At 67.6% G+C, this 16386-nt stretch carries 5 protein-coding genes; all 5 read left to right on the top strand.

Annotated features, from left to right (window positions below; genetic code table 11):
* Positions 1 to 11: 11 nt before the first annotated feature.
* The 5 genes from JQ639_RS04840 (at position 12) to JQ639_RS04820 (ending at position 16280) form a co-directional block, all read left to right on the top strand.
* Entirely contained in the window at positions 12 to 12536 is a 12525-nt protein-coding gene (locus JQ639_RS04840; RefSeq protein WP_249123502.1) for a filamentous hemagglutinin family protein, read from the top strand.
* Between the two features lie 307 nt (positions 12537 to 12843).
* Positions 12844 to 13659, top strand: a complete 816-nt coding sequence (locus tag JQ639_RS04835; RefSeq protein ID WP_211969153.1) for a lytic murein transglycosylase — start codon at positions 12844 to 12846, stop codon at positions 13657 to 13659.
* A gap of 197 nt (positions 13660 to 13856) precedes the next feature.
* Positions 13857 to 14531: a secretin and TonB N-terminal domain-containing protein gene (locus tag JQ639_RS04830; protein ID WP_211969154.1), complete on the top strand. Its 675-nt coding sequence runs from the start codon at positions 13857 to 13859 to the stop codon at positions 14529 to 14531.
* Positions 14532 to 14639: 108 nt separating this feature from the next.
* A complete protein-coding gene (locus JQ639_RS04825) occupies positions 14640 to 15221 on the top strand; it encodes an RNA polymerase sigma factor (protein ID WP_249123503.1) in 582 nt (193 codons plus the stop codon).
* Positions 15222 to 15296: 75 nt separating this feature from the next.
* A complete protein-coding gene (locus JQ639_RS04820) occupies positions 15297 to 16280 on the top strand; it encodes a FecR family protein (protein ID WP_211969155.1) in 984 nt (327 codons plus the stop codon).
* Positions 16281 to 16386: the final 106 nt, after the last annotated feature.

Genomic DNA, 16386 nt, shown 5'->3' with positions numbered 1-16386 from the left:
GGATCTGGCCGATGTACGTCCGCGCTGTCACGTCTCCCGTGACCTCAGGCTATGGTTCGCGCAGGCGTACCGCGCTGATGGCGGGGGCGAGCCTGCTGACCCTGCTCGTCGCCGGCATCAGTGACGCTTCGGCGGCACAGCTCGGCGGCGGCGTCGGCGTGCCGGCGGCGAATTATACAGTCGATGCGGCGGCGATGGCGGCGCAGCAGGCGGCCGCCGCGGCCCAGCAGGGCCAGAGCGCGATGCGTCGTTCGATCGAGGCGATCCAGGCGATGCAGGGCGCCCAGGCTGCGGCGCGCGCCGCGGCGGCGGCTGCGCAGCGCTCGGCGACCATGCCTCAGGTCGTCGTTCCCAATGGTCTGGGGGCGGGGGGCTTGCAGGTCGCGCCCGGGGGGACGTGGAGTGGCGCCAGCACGCCGGTGCAGAGTGCGGGCGGCAACGGCACGACCGTCACGATCAACCAGACGGCGCCACAGGCGATCCTGAACTGGCAGACATTCAACGTCGGCGCCCAGACCACGGTCAACTTCAACCAGCTGGCATCGACCTGGACCGCGCTGAACCGTGTCACCGGCAATGCCGGCCCGAGCCAGATCCTCGGCCAGATCAACGCGCCGGGCCAGGTGCTGGTGATCAATCAGAACGGCATCATCTTCGGCGGCGCTAGCCAGATCAATGTCGGCTCGCTGATCGCCTCGGCCGCCAACACTGCCGACCAGCAGTTCCTCACCAAGGGCATCTATTCGCCCCAGAGCGGAACGACCTATCTGCCGAGCTTCACGGGCGCCGGCGGCAAGATCATCGTCGAGAGCGGCGCGCTGCTCACGACCAGCGCACCGTCGTCGGTGACATCCGCCGGCGGTTTCGTCGCGCTGCTCGGCGCCGAGGTGCGCAATGCCGGCACGATCTCGACGCCCAAGGGGCAGGCGCTGCTCGCCGCCGGCGACGACTTCGTGTTGCGTCCGGGCTACGGCACGGCAGCGAATGTGTACTCCACCACGCGTGGCAACGAGGTCGCGCCGCTGCTCCAGGCGGGCAGCAGCAGCGGTCTGGTTCGCAACAATGGACTGATCCTGTCGCAGCAGGGCGACATCACGCTCGCGGGGCGCGGTGTGCTGCAGGATGGCGTGCTGGTCTCGACCACGTCGGTCAACCAGCGCGGCACCATCCACCTGCTCAACAGCGCAAGCGATGTCGCTGGCGGCGTCACGCTGACCGGCAACAGCCTCAGCCTCATTTTGCCGGAACTGGAATCGCCGGCGACGGCATTGAACTCGCAACGCGACGCCATGATCGCGGCGGCGGGGCTCAATCTGTTCGCCACGGGCGTGTTCGACAACCTGAGCAAGCTTGCCGATCGGCCGGATTTGTCGCGGATCGAGATCGTCGCCGGCGGACTGGTCAATTTCCAGAGCGGCTCGCTGACCATGGCTCAGGGCGGTCAGGTCGCCGTCAGTGCCGGCAAACGGGTGTTCACGGAGAACGGCGCCACGGTCGACGTCTCCGGCGTCCGCAATGTGATGCTGCCGATGAGCAGCAACGCTATCAAGCTCAATATCCAGGGCACCGAGCTGCGCGACTCGCCGCAGAACCGCGATAGCGGTGCCCTGTTCAACAAGAACGTCTGGATCGACGCGCGTTCGCTGACATTGGTGCCCGCGGGCACGGGCGGTTACGCCAGCGACCGCTACTACACCAAGGGCGGTCTGCTCGAAGTCGGCGGCTATCTCGGCAACACCGCCCACACCATCGGGGAGTGGACCGCGGTCGGCGGCACCATCACGCTCGCGGCGCCCGAAGTGGTGACCCAGCGTGGTTCGGTGTTCAATATCTCCGGCGGCTCGTTGAGCTACCAGGGCGGCTTCATGCCGCAGACCTTCGTGCTCGGCAGCGACGGGCGCGTCTATGACATCAACAATGCGCCGGCCGATCTCGCCTACAGCGCCGTGGTCACCGGATTCATGGTGCAGCACAAGCAGGGGGGCCGGGTCGATCCAAAGCTCACCGAGATCTACGCCAGCCCTCTCGGCCGCGGGCCGGTGCGCTGGGAGGACGGCTACACCGTCGGGCGCGATGCCGGCCGGCTGATCCTGTCGACGCCGACCTCGGTGTTCGAGGGCCAGATCGTCGCCGATGTCATCACCGGTCAGCGCCAGTCCGAGCGGCGGCCTGCCAATGTGTCCGATGGCTACAAGCTGCCCCAGGGAGTCGTCGCGCGCGCCGGAGCGCTGGCGCTCGGCCAGTATACGGCCGACGGTCTGGTCGATGGCTATGGTTCCGACGTGAAGTTTGGAGCGCCAGCCCCGGTCACCGCGGGGCTCGGCGCCATCGATGCATTGCCGACGGTGCGAACCAACACGGTCTGGTTCGACGCGGCACAGCTCAGCGGCTTCCAGCTCGGCGGCATCAGTGTGGCGAGCCGGAAATCGATCGTCATCGATGCACCGCTCGTCCTCGGCAAGGGAGGCCAGGCGAACTTCATCGCGCCGGTCGTCGAGATCGGCGGCAATATCATGGCGCAGTCCGGCAGCGTCAGCGTCAGCAACATCCTGCGCAGCGATCTCAGCACCATTCCTCCGGTCGCGCTGGTCAGCGCGGGGCGATCGCAACTGACGCTGCGCGAAGGCGTGACGATCGACGTCCGCGGGCGCTGGAGCAATCGGGGGCTGGATCCGGCGAGCGGGGGCGAAGTGGCTTACGCCGACGGCGGCAGCGTCACTTTCGAGAGCACCCAGGGCGTGCTGATCGGGGACGGCAGCGTGATCGATGTGTCGTCCGGTGGCGGCTTGCTGCCATCCGGTAAAACCGTCAGCGGCAAGGGCGGCAACGTGACGCTGATTGCCGGCACGCCGCTGGGGACCGCCACGAACAGCGGCCGCCTCGTGCTCGACGGCGAACTGCGCGGCTATGGCCTCGGTGGTGGCGGGACGCTGAAGGTGGAGACGGGATCGGTGCTGGTGGCCGCGGCGGGGACACCCGTCGCTGCGACCCAGACGCTGCTGAGGCCGGATCTGTTCCGTCGCGGCTTTGCGACCTATGACATCAACGGCTATGATCGCCTGGCGGTCGCGAACGGCACGACCATCGATGTGACCGTGCCGGTCCTTCGGGTTGTGGAGGGGGCCTTCGCGGTGCCGACCGGCGCGGATCCGGCGCGGGCGCTGGCGCTCTGGACCCCACCGCTTTACCTGGAAAATCCGGTGAGCGGGGTCATGACTCCGCGCACAGGCGCGAGCCTCAAGCTGCGCTCGGAGCGGATGGGGCGGGGCGGGGCCCTCGACATCGGTACCGGGTCGACGATCTCCGTCGATCCCGGCCAGACGATCGCGCTGAGGGGCGGCAGCCAGATCACGGTCGATGGCCATCTCAATGCCTTCGGCGGCGTTATCTCCATCACCGAGGCGCGCGCTTCGCTCGATACCTTCGAGAACCAGCCACACAGCCGCTCGATCTGGATCGGCGACAACGCGGTCTTCGACGTTGCCGGCCGGAACTGGACCGCGACCGATGTCCACGGCCGGCGCTATGGCGTCGTGCAGGCCGGCGGTCGTATCGAGATCGGCGGCGCGCTGAACTGGGAGGTCGACAAGACGATCGACCAGCGTGCTCCCGACCTGCACCTGATCATCCGTCCGGGCGCGGTGCTCGATGCATCAGGCACCAGCGCGGTCCTCGACCTGCCGGGGCTCACCCGGAATTCTCCGTATCGTCCGGTCACCGTCGCCACTGACGGCGGCACGATCGTGCTCAAGTCGGCGATCAGTCTCCATCTCGACGGCACCATGCGCGCGGCGAGCGGCGGCCAGGGCGCCGCCGGCGGTACGCTCGCCGTGGCGCTCGGCGGCGCGTACTATTGGGCCAAGGGCGCGCTCGCTTCGGTGATGGTGCCGCGCGTGTTGACGCTGAGCCAGACGCAGGGAGCCAGCGACCTTGCCGCCGGTCTCGTCGCGGGCGCCGCCGATCCGGCATTGACCTTCGGCAGTGGGCGCCTTGGCGTCGACCGCATCATGGCGGGTGGGTTCGACAATCTCTCGCTTTTCGCAAACGCCCGTGCTGATGGCGATCTGACCCTGACGATGGGGCAGAGTCTGCGGCTGTGGCGCGGTATCAGCTTGACTCCGGGCGCCGCAGCCGGCCGCACGATCTCTCTCGCCGCACCGCGTCTCGTGCTGGGCGGCGCGGCCTATACCAAGCTCCCGGGCAGCGACTACTATACGGAAACCTACGATCCGATCCGCGTCGATGGGCGCAGCGATCGCCTGGTCGCAACGGCCGATCTGATCGAAGTTCGCGACGCCGTCGAGTTCGTCGGATTCGATGACGTCAGGCTCACGAGCCGGGGCGACCTGCGCTTCCTGCAACAGACCTATACATCGACGGGCCGGGACCAGAGTTATCTCGTTGCTCCCAAGGTTCTGACGGTGACGGCGGCGCAGATCTATCCAGCCACCGGCGCCGCCGGGTTCCTGGGCGTGGGCTCTCTCAAAAGCAACTCATTCGCGGTGAGCCCCGCAGGCCAGCTGATCATTGCGTCCCATGGCGGCGCGGCGCCCGCCCAACCCTATTCGGTGGGCGGCGGGCTTCAGTTGTGGGCGGCGAACATCGAGCAGGGCGGCGTGGTGCGTGCTCCGCTCGGTTCGATCCAGTTCGGCTCGGATATCGATACAACCCCGAAGATCCGCTTCCGTGACGGCAGCCTGACCTCCGTCAGCGGGGCTGGCCTCGTCATGCCGTATGGCGGCACGGTCGACGGCATCACCTATCTCTACAACGGTCAGCCGATCAAGATTCCAGCGGCCGGCGGCACCTCCATTGCGACTGCAAAGCAGATCGAGATCAACGCGCAGTCGGTCACCGTCGACAGCGGCGCAGTGCTCGACCTGTCGGGCGGCGGCAACCTGACCGGCGCCGGTTTTGTTTCGGGGCGCGGCGGTTCGGTCGACGTCCTGCGGACGGCCCTCGTCAATGCCAATCCGTCCTTCACCTTCAGCCAGGCCGGCAGCGAGGTCTACGCCATCGTGCCGGGACAGCGCGGCAGCTATGCGCCGGTCGATCCGGATTCCGGCGCGGGCGCGCCGGCCGTCGGCCGCCAGGTCACCATTGCTGATGGCGTGCCGGGCCTGCCGGCCGGCACTTACACGCTGATGCCGTCGACCTACGCGCTGCTGCCCGGCGCCTTCCGTGTCGAGATCGGCAAGGGCAGTGCCCCGTACCTGTCGGGCACGGGACAGACGGGTAGCGGCTCCTTTGTCACGCCGGGCTATCTTGGCGTGGCGAACACCGCCATCATGGCTACACAGGCGAAGGCTCTGCTCATCACGCCGGCCGACGTGACCCGCCGGCACAGCGGTTACAACGAGACCGGCTACAACGACTTCCTGCTGGCGGATGCGGCGCTGCGCGCCGTTGCACGGCCGATGCTGACGATCGATGCGAGGTCGCTCAAGTTCCGGTTCGGCGCTGGCGCCGGCATGGGGACGACGCCGGCACTGACGTTCAACGGCTCGACATTGTTTGCGCCCGAAGCAGGCAGCGGCGGCGCCGCCGGCACGCTGGTCGTCGTCACGGACAGTCAGGCCACGGGCATCGAGATCCTCGGCAACAAGGGACAGGCGCCCGTCAGCGGCGCCAAGGGCGTCGTCCTGTTCGCCGATCAGCTCAACGCGCTGGCGCCCGGTCGCATGCTTGTGGGCGGGACGCTTGAAGTCAATGGAGATACCGCGGCTATATGGGCATCCACGCGCGCCGTCATCGTTCGCGGTGGGGCGACCCTGTCGGCGGCCGAGGTCATTCTGGCTGCCGGAGCCGGCGGTCGCGGCATCGTGGTGGAGAGCGGCGCGACGATCTCGACAATCGGCAAGGGCAAGCCCGGCTTCGATTCCAGCGACGGTTATCTCTTCAGCCCCGTCGGAGCAGCGTTCGTGGTCTCGAACGGATGGAGCAATTTGCTGGCGCCGTCCAGTGTTGAGAGCGGGCAGGTGACCATCGACATCGGGGGGTGCGTCAGCCTGTGTTCGGGCGCGACCCGTATCGTCTCGGAAGGGACGATCGCTGCTGCGACCACAAGCGGCTTCACCCTGCGCGACACTGTCAGCTACGGCACGAAGAACCTCGTGCTGGGCGTGTCGGCGGTCAATCTGGGGTCGACGGCGGCGCTGGCCGAAGCCGGGGCGTCGGGCCACCTGCCGCCGGGCATGGCGCTGAACCAGGATGTGCTGGGCGGCCTGCTCAAGGGCAATACCGCGATCGGCGCCCCTGCGCTTGAAACGCTGATGCTGAACGCCAAGGAGTCGGTCAACGTCTACGGCTCGGTGGTTCTCGATACATTCGACGCGTCCGGCCGCTCCAGGCTGCAGCGGCTCGTGTTCGGCGCGCCCGCGATCTACGGCTACGGCACGGCCGCCGACGCCGTGACCATCCGCACCAACGAGTTCGTGTGGGCGGGGACCGTCGCGCGCAGTTCTCAGTCGAACCGCCCTGCCGATCTCGATCCGCTGGCCCCGGGCGCGGCGATGCTGGATCGTCTCGGCGACAGCACCCTGAATATCATCGCCGATACCATCCGCCTTGACTACGCGCCCTACACGCGCCCGGTGACGCAGGTGCCTGCGAACCGTCTCGCGCTCGGCTTCGCCGCGGTCAATCTCACGGCCGGCACCGCGATCACGGCGGGCGGCAAGGGATCGCTCAACGTCTATCGCGACCAGAACGGCTATGTGACCGGCCAGGGCTGGCAGTACAGCGGTGGTGATCTCACCATCAATACGCCCCTGCTGAACGGGCGGGGCGGAGCGGTGCTCGCCGTCAATGCGGGGGGCGCCATCGACATCCGCGGCGCGGGCGGCACGCCGGCGGCCAGCAATGTTCTGGGTGCGGAGTTGCGCTTCAACGGCGATACGATCCGTCTCGATACGGCGGTCGTGCTGCCGTCGGGCAAGCTCACGCTGGAGGCCACGCGCGACGTCGTTCTGGGCGACGCGGCCCGCATCGATCTCGCGGGGCGCGAGATCACGCTGTTCGATGTTCGCCGATACAGCTGGGGCGGTGACCTGGTCCTGACCAGCCGCACCGGCGATATCCGTGCGGCGGCAGGCTCGGTCATCGATCTTTCGGCGCGCAACAACCACGGCGGTACGCTCGCCGCGACGGCGCTGGGCGAGCAGGCCGGCCGCGTCGCCCTGCTGGGTACGGTGCGGGGCAAGGCCACCGGCAACTACGATGCCGGCGGCACCATCGTGCCGTATCTCGGCGCAGAACTGACGCTGCGTGCGCAGCGTCTCGATGATTTCGCCGCGCTGAACGCGCGGTTGAACGATGGCGAGGTGTTCGGCGCCCGGCGCTTCCAGCTCAAGCAGGGCAGCCTCGCCGTCGGCGACGAGGTGAGGGCGCGCGAGATCCAGATCGTGGTCGACGGCGGCGATCTGACCGTCAACGGCCGTCTCGACGCCAGCGGCTATCAGGTCGGCGCGATCCGCCTTGCGGCGAAGGGCAACCTGACAATCAACGGCATGCTGGACGCCCATGGCCGCGGCCTGCGCGTCGACAGCTACGGCCGCATCATCGAGAGCCCGAACCGCGCGATGATCGAGCTCACGAGTAGCGAGGGGCGCCTCGTGCTCGGCGCACAGGCATCGTTCGATCTGCGGGCCGGCACGGAATCGCGTCTCGCCGATGGCAAGGCGCGCGGCACGCTCGACCTGATCGCATCTCGCGTCGGCGCCAACGACGTCGCGGTCGATGTGCTGGGAGCGGTCGATATCAAGGGCGCGCGGACCGTCGCCGTCTATGGCCTGCGGGCCTATGAGCCGCCGCTGGCGACGGTGCCCGACGTCACGGGCACGCGGCCCCAGGAGATTACCCAGGGCTATCTCGATGCCATCGACCTCGACAGCCAGGCTTTCATGAATGCCGCGCTCGGCAACGCTGCATTGTCGTCGCGTCTCGCCGGTCTCGGCGCCTATCATCTGCGACCCGGTGTCGAGATCGTCGGCAAGGTCAGCGCCGACAATCCGAAGGGCAGTCTCACGGTCGTCGGCGACATCGATCTCTCGGGTTATCGCTACGGCCCCGGGGCGGATCGCATCAATCCCGCGAGGCGCGGGTTTGGCGAGCCGGGCATGCTGATCCTTCGCGCCGCCGGTGATCTCAGCATTCATGGCAGCATCAACGACGGCTTCGCGCCACCGCCCGATACGCCCGACGACAAGGGCTGGTATCTCAACGAGAGCCGCGACAATCTCGGCGATGGTCTCACGCCTTTCGCCGGCGATATCGTCATGCCGATCGGCGGCGTGAACCTGGAGCCGGGAACGGTGTTCGCGGCCGGTGTGAAACTGAATTACGACGTGCCGGTCCAGGCGCTCACCCTGCCGGCCGGCACCACGCTGCCGGTGCAGGTGACGTTGACCGCAGCGCTGTCGCTGCCGGCGGGCCTCGTGCTCGGCGCCGACGTGGTGACGGCCGATGGCGTGCTCTACAAGGCTGGCACGGTTCTGCCCCAGGCGCTGACGCTCGCCGCCAACAGCAAGCTGGGCGCGGGCTTCCAGCTGCGCGACGCCGCCGCGGTCGCGGCGCTCGTCTGGCCCAAGGGCGAGAAGCTTCCGGCCTACATGACTACCAGCCAGCGTGTGACCCTGGCGCGGGGATCGCTGATCCCCTCGATGACCAAGGTCGTGCTGGAGAACCACCAGCCCGTCAATCTGCGGCCGGTCGGTCCGGACGGCAGGCAGGGGCGCAACTGGGCGCTGGCGCCGATGCTCGGCGAGGGTGCGACCTCGTGGGACCTGACCGCGGTCGCGGGCGCCGACCTCGGTTCATCCGACAAGCGGGCGCGCAATGCGCTTGGCACGGGTGACATCGTGCTGGCCGATACCCACTATGGCTCGATCGGCAAGGTCACGACGCGTTATGAAGGCGGCGGTGGCGGAACAGGCCCGTTCGTCTTTACGAAGGAAGCCGCGCTGGTCTGGTTCGAGGATGAAAAGTACGCCGGCCTGACCGAGGCGGAGATGGACGTGTTGTTTCTCACGGACCCCAATTTCGGGATGACGTTCGTCGAGATGTTCGGTAGGTCGCTGGAGAAGTTCTGCGCTGGAAGTACCTATTGTGTGAGGAAACCCGATGTGATCCTCAACATGGACGGCGCGATGGGCTTTTTCGGCGACGCAAAATACGCGAACCTCAACGAAGCGCAGCTCAACGCGCTCGTGTTGGCCGACTACCAGACGGATCTCACGACTTTTCTCGGTCAAAAATTCGCGGATTTCTGTAGATCGAATGCCTCCTTCTGTGGCGTCCGTGGCGCGGAGCCGCCCAAGGAGATCAAGGAGTACGCCTTCGGCGAGGGCGCGAGCAACTTCAGCGTGCTGCGCACCGGGACGGGCAATCTCAACCTCGGCGCGGGACGCGACGTCCGCATGATGTCGATGTTCGGTGTCTACACCGCGGGTACGCAGACGTCGCTCGCGGGGCGCGATAATACGCCGTTCAACCTGCCGCGCGGCCAGTTCGGTCAGTATGTGCTCGGCGATATCCAGGGCAGCGGCGGCTACGACGCGGCGCTCGCCAACTGGCGGCCCTGGTATCCGGATCTCGGCGGCAACCTCACCGTGTCCGCCGGCCGCGACATCATCGGCGACAGCCTGGGCGAGGATGCCCAGAATTCGGTTCGCTATCCGGACCAGAGCCAGGCCAAGGTGTCGTCGTCATGGGTTGGCTCCTGGCTGTGGCGCCAGGGCAGTGGCGACACGCCGGGCATGGACCCGGTCGCGACCAGCTGGTGGATCAATTTCGGCGCCTATGCGGTCAACGACTATACGCAGTCGAAGCAGCCGCGTATCGTCGGCTTCACCGGCTTCGGCACGCTGGGCGGCGGCGATGTCACCATCAACGCCGGGCGCCATGCCGGCCTCGTTGACGAGCGCGGCGGCGCGCTGCGGGGCGGCACGTTTGCTGCCAGGTCCGAGGGCCTCGTGGTCGCGGTCGGCTCGACCGGCCGGGTGGCCGGTGGCGACCTGATCCTGACCGGCGGCGGCGACCTGACGCTGCGCACCGGCGACGCGTTCAATCCCAACGCCCTCGCGTCACAGCAGAATGGCGGCTCGGGAGGAATTGGCCGATCGACATCAGACAATCTCGATCTCAATGGCGTGCTGGTGAATCTCCGCGGCACGCTGCACCTGTCGACCTCTGCGCTGGGCATCATGATGCGCCGCTATGTCGTCGATGATGGTGGCCTGCGGCCGGACAGCCTTCTCGCTGATCTGGCCACCCCGGCGATGGGCGGGCCGGTGCTGATGCTGGGCGACGCGACGGCCTGGCTCGACACCCGCGGCGATCTGGTGCTCGGCGGCGTCGGCGATCCCGGTCGCGTCTTTCAGCTGAACTCCTCGCCCTATACCCGCAGCGGCCAGGCGCCGACCACGGGCGGCGGCGACGGCTGGTTCTCGCTGTGGACGCCCAGCACGGCCGTCAACCTGTTCTCGGCCGGCGGCGACCTCACGCCGATGACGGTCGGCGGCGCCATGTGGACGGGGCGGAATCTGTCCGCCGAGTATCTCGGCCAGATGGCGCGATCGGTCTATGTCTATCCATCGATCCTGCGGGCCGTGGCCGCGAGCGGCGACATTCGCATTGGCCAGAATATTGCCACCGGAGACTCGTTGCAGTGGACCAGCCTGACGCTGGCTCCCTCGGCCACCGGTCAGCTCGAGGTGCTGGCGCGCGGATCGATCCTGGGCGGAGCCGGCAGGCACGATTTCATCCAGTCGGGAGCGGATACGGCGTTGCCGTCGCCGTTGCGGCCGGCGTTCGCCGCGTGGGACAAAAGCGACAACTTCCTGTTCGGCAATGTCTCCGTCACGGGTGTTGAAGCTACCCGGGCATCGGACACCCTGTTCGCCTTCGGTCCCAACACGATCCTCAGCACAGCGCTCCATGGGGCTGACCCGACGCCGGCGCGCTTCTACGCCGTCGACGGCAGCATCGTCGGCCTGTCGTTCGGCAGCGTGACTACGATGACGGACGCACCGTACAAAGTGACGCGGACACTCAAGACCTGGTACGAGGGAGCCACCGCCGCGCGGGTCCTCGCCGGACAGGACATTCTGGAGACAAAACTCTTCGCGGTGAACAACAGTCCGCTCGATGTTTCGTTGGTCCAGGCCGGGCGTGACATCATCCATGCCGATGTGACCGTGGCAGGCCCCGGCCTGCTGGAGATCGCCGCCGGACGCCATCTGCGCCAGGAGGACGTCGCTAACGTGCGTACGCTTGGTTCGATCATCGCCGGTGATAATCGTTCGGGCGCGAGCGTCGTCCTGTCGGCAGGCGCGGGCGGTGCGCAATGGCAGGCCGTGCGCAACCGCTATCTGGATATCGTCAATCTGGCCGATCCGGATCGCCCGCTGGCGAGCCAGCCCGGCAAGGCGGTCAAGCTCTACACCGCCGAGCTTGCGGCCTGGCTGAAGGAGCGTTTCGGCGTCGAAGGCAGCGCGGCCGAAAACCTCGCCACTTTCGACGCTCTTCCGGCGGACCAGCAGCGCATCTTCCTGCGGCAGGTCTACTACACGGAGTTGCGGGACGGCGGGCGCGAGTACAACGATCCGGCGTCGCCGCGCTTCAACTCCTATCTCCGCGGCCGCGAGGCGATCGCCACGCTGTTCCCGGAGACGACGGCCGGTGACATCGTGATGTTCGGCAAGGCCGGCGTGCACACCGACTTCGGCGGCGACGTCCAGATGATGGCGCCGGGCGGCCGCATCGTGATCGGTGTGGAAGGTGTGGTGCCGCCGGCCACGGCCGGCGTGGTGACCCAGGGGCGGGGCGGCATCGGGCTCTACGCCAGGGGATCGATCCTGCTGGGACTGTCGCGCATCATGACGACCTTCGGAGGCGACATCCTCGCCTGGTCGGCGGAGGGTGACATCAACGCAGGCCGCGGTTCGAAGACCACCCAGGTCTTCACGCCGTCCAAGCGGATCACCGATCTCTATGGCCGTATCACGCTGTCGCCGCAGGCGCCGGCGACCGGCGCCGGCATCGCGACGCTGCCGTTCCCCGAGGTGCCTCCGGGCGACGTCGACCTGATCGCGCCGCTCGGCACCATCGATGCGGGCGAAGCCGGCATCCGTTATTCCGGTAACATCAATGTCGCGGCGCTACAGATCGTCAACGCAGCCAACATCACCGGGCAGGGGACCGCAACCGGCATTCCGACCGTGCAGGGACCCCCGAGCCTGGCGCTGACGGCGGCCGCGAACACCACCGCGGCGACCCAGCAGGCCGTGCCGCCGCCGGCCCGCAATGACAGCCAGTCGTCGATCATCATGGTCGAGGTGCTCGGCTATGGTGGTGGCGCAGACGACAAGGAGCGCGAGGCGCCGCGCGCGACGCGGGAGCGCAGCAGCAGCTACGATCCGAATGGTGTGCTGCGTGTGCTCGGCAATGGCACGTTCTCGCCGGAGCAGACGCAGCAGCTGACCGCCGAAGAACGCAGCAAGCTGGCTGGCACGGTCAACTCCGGCGTGGCGCCGTGAGAAGGGCGCGGACGGGCGGCGTCCGGTCCGCGATTTGCTGCGTCATTGCCGCTGTGGCGGTCCGAGAGCCAGGCCCGGGTCGTCGTCGGATTGCCAGGTCGCTGATCATGCGACCGGCTTAAGATAAAAGCCTGATTGTGGATGTCCGTTGCGCCGTGGTTCAGGCGCAGTCGTTTGCGGCCATGCCCCGGTTCCTCGCCTGGCGGCTGAGGCGCCCCTGTTCCATTGCGGGGGGAGCAGGTATGCTGGCGGCCATGGCGAGCCGTTCGCTGTGGAGCGGCCGTAGCAGTGCTGGTGGAGGTCGTGAATGATCCGAAACAACGTTCGCTGGATGGCCATCGTTGCGGCCGTGACTGCGCTCGCGTGTTCGGCCGGCGTGGCGCAGGCGGCGCAGTGCGGCAGCTCGCCGGCGGGCTTCGAGGCCTGGAAGGAATCGTTCGCAGGCGAGGCGAAAGGCCAGGGCATCGGCGCGACTGCGATCGCAGCGCTGATGCAGACCAACTACGCCAGCGCCACCATCGCAGCGGACCGCAGCCAGCACAGTTTCAGCCTGTCGCTCGACCAGTTCCTCGCCAAGCGCGGCGCCACCACTATCGTCGCGCGCGGCCGTTCGCTGAAACAGTCCCATGCGGCGATGTTCGCCTCGATCGAGCAGCGCTATGGCGTGCCGCCGGGACCCCTGATCGCGATCTGGGGGATGGAGACCGGCTTCGGCAGCCAGCGCGGCAACCAGAACATGCTGTCGTCGATTGCCACGCTGGCTTATGACTGCCGGCGCCCTGAATTCTTCACCGAGCAGCTCTATGCCGCGCTGAAGCTGATCGACCGCGGCGCGCTGTCTGGCAGCACGCGCGGATCGATGCATGGCGAGGTCGGGCAGACGCAGTTCATGCCCAAGAACATTCTCGCCTATGGCACCGGCAATCTCGATGTCGCGGCAAACGCGCTGAGCTCGACCGCCAACTTCCTGCGCGCCCATGGCTGGCGCGCTGGCGCAGGCTATCAGCCGGGGGAAGCGAACTTCGCGGCGATCCAGGCCTGGAATGCGGCGCAGGTCTACCAGAAGGCGATCGCGCTGATGGGACGGCAGATCGACGGCGAGGGAACTGCGGCGACCCGCTGATCCCGTACCGGATGTCTTGCTTCGGCGCATCGTTCCTCGGACAGGGATCGTCTGTCGCCGCGTCGACTGGCGGCCTGTGCGGATCGACCAAACCGGACCGGCGAGGCGCCATCCCGTCTTGATCGCGCTGCGATCTCCTGTAGGTTGCCCGCGACGAGGTCCGGTACCTCTTCCTGTTCTCCGTCGATGGCGCGCCGTTGATTGATCGTTGCAGAGTTCGCAGGGCATGGCTCATCGCCGTTGCCACGCTCGCTGTTGCCCTCGCCGGGACCGGCGGTGCGCATGCCGACGGCACGACCGGCGCTGGTGCGACGCGTCATTATCGCATTTCCATTCAGGCTCTCGACCGCGCGATCCAGGCCTATGTGCGCGCGAGCGGGGTCCAGGTGCTGTTCGAAAGCGAACTGACGGCCGGACGGTGGTCGGGCGAGGTCAATGGCGATTTCACGCCAGAGCGGGCGCTGACCTCCTTGCTGTCTGGCACGGGCCTCGTGGCGCGGCGGACCGATGTCGATGCCTTCGTGATCATGCCGCCGGCGCAGGGCGCTCCGGCGCCATCGGTCTCGACGGCACGGCCTGATGACCGCTTCCTGACAGCGCTGCAGGCCGGCATCCTCCGCGCGCTCTGCCGCGATGAACAGACACGACCCGGTCGTTACAAGGTGGCGATCGAGCTCTGGATCGGTTCGTCCGGCGAGGTTCAGCGCAGCGCACTCGTCGGATCGACCGGCAGCGACGAGCAGGACGCGGCCATGGTCGCGGCGTTGCGGCGCATCTCGATCGGGCTGCCGCCGCCTGCGGGCAGTGCCCAGCCTTTCATCCTGTCGATCGGGCCTCGTCCACCACGCGAGACCGGCGATTGCGCGGGGTGAAACGGCCATGCCGGTAGACCCGCACCGGCATCAAGTTGCTGATCTGTCATAAACCCGTGTTATTCGCCCAAGTGGTTTCGCTGAGCGTAAGCCACCGGCAGGTCCTGGATGGATCGCGGCCGGTGGGAGGGGTCTGTTGCACCTATGACAGGGACGACATGGGCTGCACTGCGGGCCCTGCTGGTCGACAGATATGGTGACTTCAGGGCCCGTCTGACGCGCCAGTTCGGATCGGAGGAGCTCGCGAGCGAGACGCTGCACGAGACATGGCTGCATCTGCACCGTCACGACGAGGCCGGCGCGGTCCAGCGGCCGGCCGCCTTCCTGATGCGGATCGCGGCCAATATCGCCCGCGACCGCCAGCGTGCGGAACGGCGGCGGTTGCGGCGCTCCGAGGTGAATGCGGCGCTCGAGATCGCCGATCCGGCCCCGGGGCCGGCGCGGGAGGCCGAGGCGCGGCGCGATCTTTCGCTCGCGGAGCGGGCGATCGCCGAGCTGCCGGAGCGGACACGCGCCATCCTCGTCGCGTCGCGCTTGGAGGGCCAAACTCATCAGGCCATCGCGTCCCGGCTCGGCATATCCCGGCGTACCGTCCTGTATGAGCTGCGGCGTGCCATCGCCCATCTCGACGCACGGCTGGAAGAAGGTGGATTTTCCGGTTGCGCACCTGAGCCCCCGGAATCGTCTTAGAGACGACATGTCGCTATCATGAGGACGAAACACTTGGTGATTTGCGCCGGACCGCGGACAGGACGCTTTTGAACGATGACAGACGCCGATGTCCGGCATGGCGAGGGCGAGGCTGTCCGGCGTGAAGCCTGGGACTGGGTCCTGCGACTGACGTCGGGAGACGCAACGCCTGTCGATGTCGCCGAGCTCGAACGCTGGTGTGCCCGCAGTCCGCTGCATGCGGAAGCGTTCGCGCGCGCCAGCGGGCGCTGGCGCACGTTCGGGCCGGCCATCGCCAATGTGGCGCAGCGTGGACAGCTCGCGTTGTCCGCTCCGCCGCAGCGAGCGCCCTTGCGGGTCGGACGACGCGCCTTTCTCGGTGGCCTGCTGGCGGCGTCCGCCGCAGGGGCCGCGATCGCGGTCGTCCAGCCCCCGCTTGGTCTGTGGCCGTCCGCCGGCGAATTCGCCGCGGACTATCGCACTGCGCCGGGGGAGCAGCGGCAACTCGTGGTCGCCGAGAACCTGTCGGTCGAGATGAACACGCGCACCAGCCTCAACGTGCGTGCAGCGGGGCCTGAACGCGACCGCATCGAGTTGATCTCCGGCGAAGCGGCCATCGCCACGCGGGCGAGGCCCGTCGAGGTGATCGCGCGCAGCGGCGTCCTGACGGCCGACCGGGCAAGCTTCAACGTGCGTGCCGACGGCGTGAATGTATGCGTGACATGCCTCGAGGGCATCGTCGTCCTGACGCAGGGCGGACCATCGGTCTCGCTCGGCAAGGACCAGCAGATCACCTACGCGGCGCATGGTTTTGGCGCGCCTGCGACAGTCGATGTGGGCATCGTGACCGGATGGCGCGACGGCGACCTGTATTTTCAGAATGAGCCGCTGGCGCATGTGATCGACGAGATCAATCGCTACCGTTCCGGCAAGATTTTGCTGGTCAACCGGGAACTCGGCCATCGGCGTTTCACCGCGCACTTCAAGTTGGCGCGGATCGATGCCGTGGTCGGCCAGCTGCAGGCGGCATTCGGCGCGCGCGTGACCTCGCTTCTCGGAGGGATCGTCCTCGTCAGCTGACCGAGGTCGCGCGCAGGTTGCGTTGAGGTTGGCATTCGCTCCGGCGCGCACTTTTCCAAAAATAATCCGCACCTGCCTTTGCGCACCTTGGCGTGCAGAAACGTCA

The organism is Bradyrhizobium sp. U87765 SZCCT0048 (assembly GCF_018131225.1).
Lineage (GTDB): Bacteria > Pseudomonadota > Alphaproteobacteria > Rhizobiales > Xanthobacteraceae > Bradyrhizobium_A.
The sequence above is the reverse complement of the archived record's forward strand: the minus strand, read 5'-3'. Positions and strand labels throughout refer to the sequence as shown.

Bases quoted from the DNA above. Each gene is read 5' to 3' on its own strand.
- JQ639_RS04840 (WP_249123502.1), top strand. From the start codon at position 12: ATGTACGTCCGCGCTGTCACGTCTCCCGTGACCTCAGGCTATGGTTCG.
- JQ639_RS04835 (WP_211969153.1), top strand. From the start codon at position 12,844: ATGATCCGAAACAACGTTCGCTGGATGGCCATCGTTGCGGCCGTGACT.
- JQ639_RS04825 (WP_249123503.1), top strand. From the start codon at position 14,640: ATGGATCGCGGCCGGTGGGAGGGGTCTGTTGCACCTATGACAGGGACG.
- JQ639_RS04820 (WP_211969155.1), top strand. From the start codon at position 15,297: ATGACAGACGCCGATGTCCGGCATGGCGAGGGCGAGGCTGTCCGGCGT.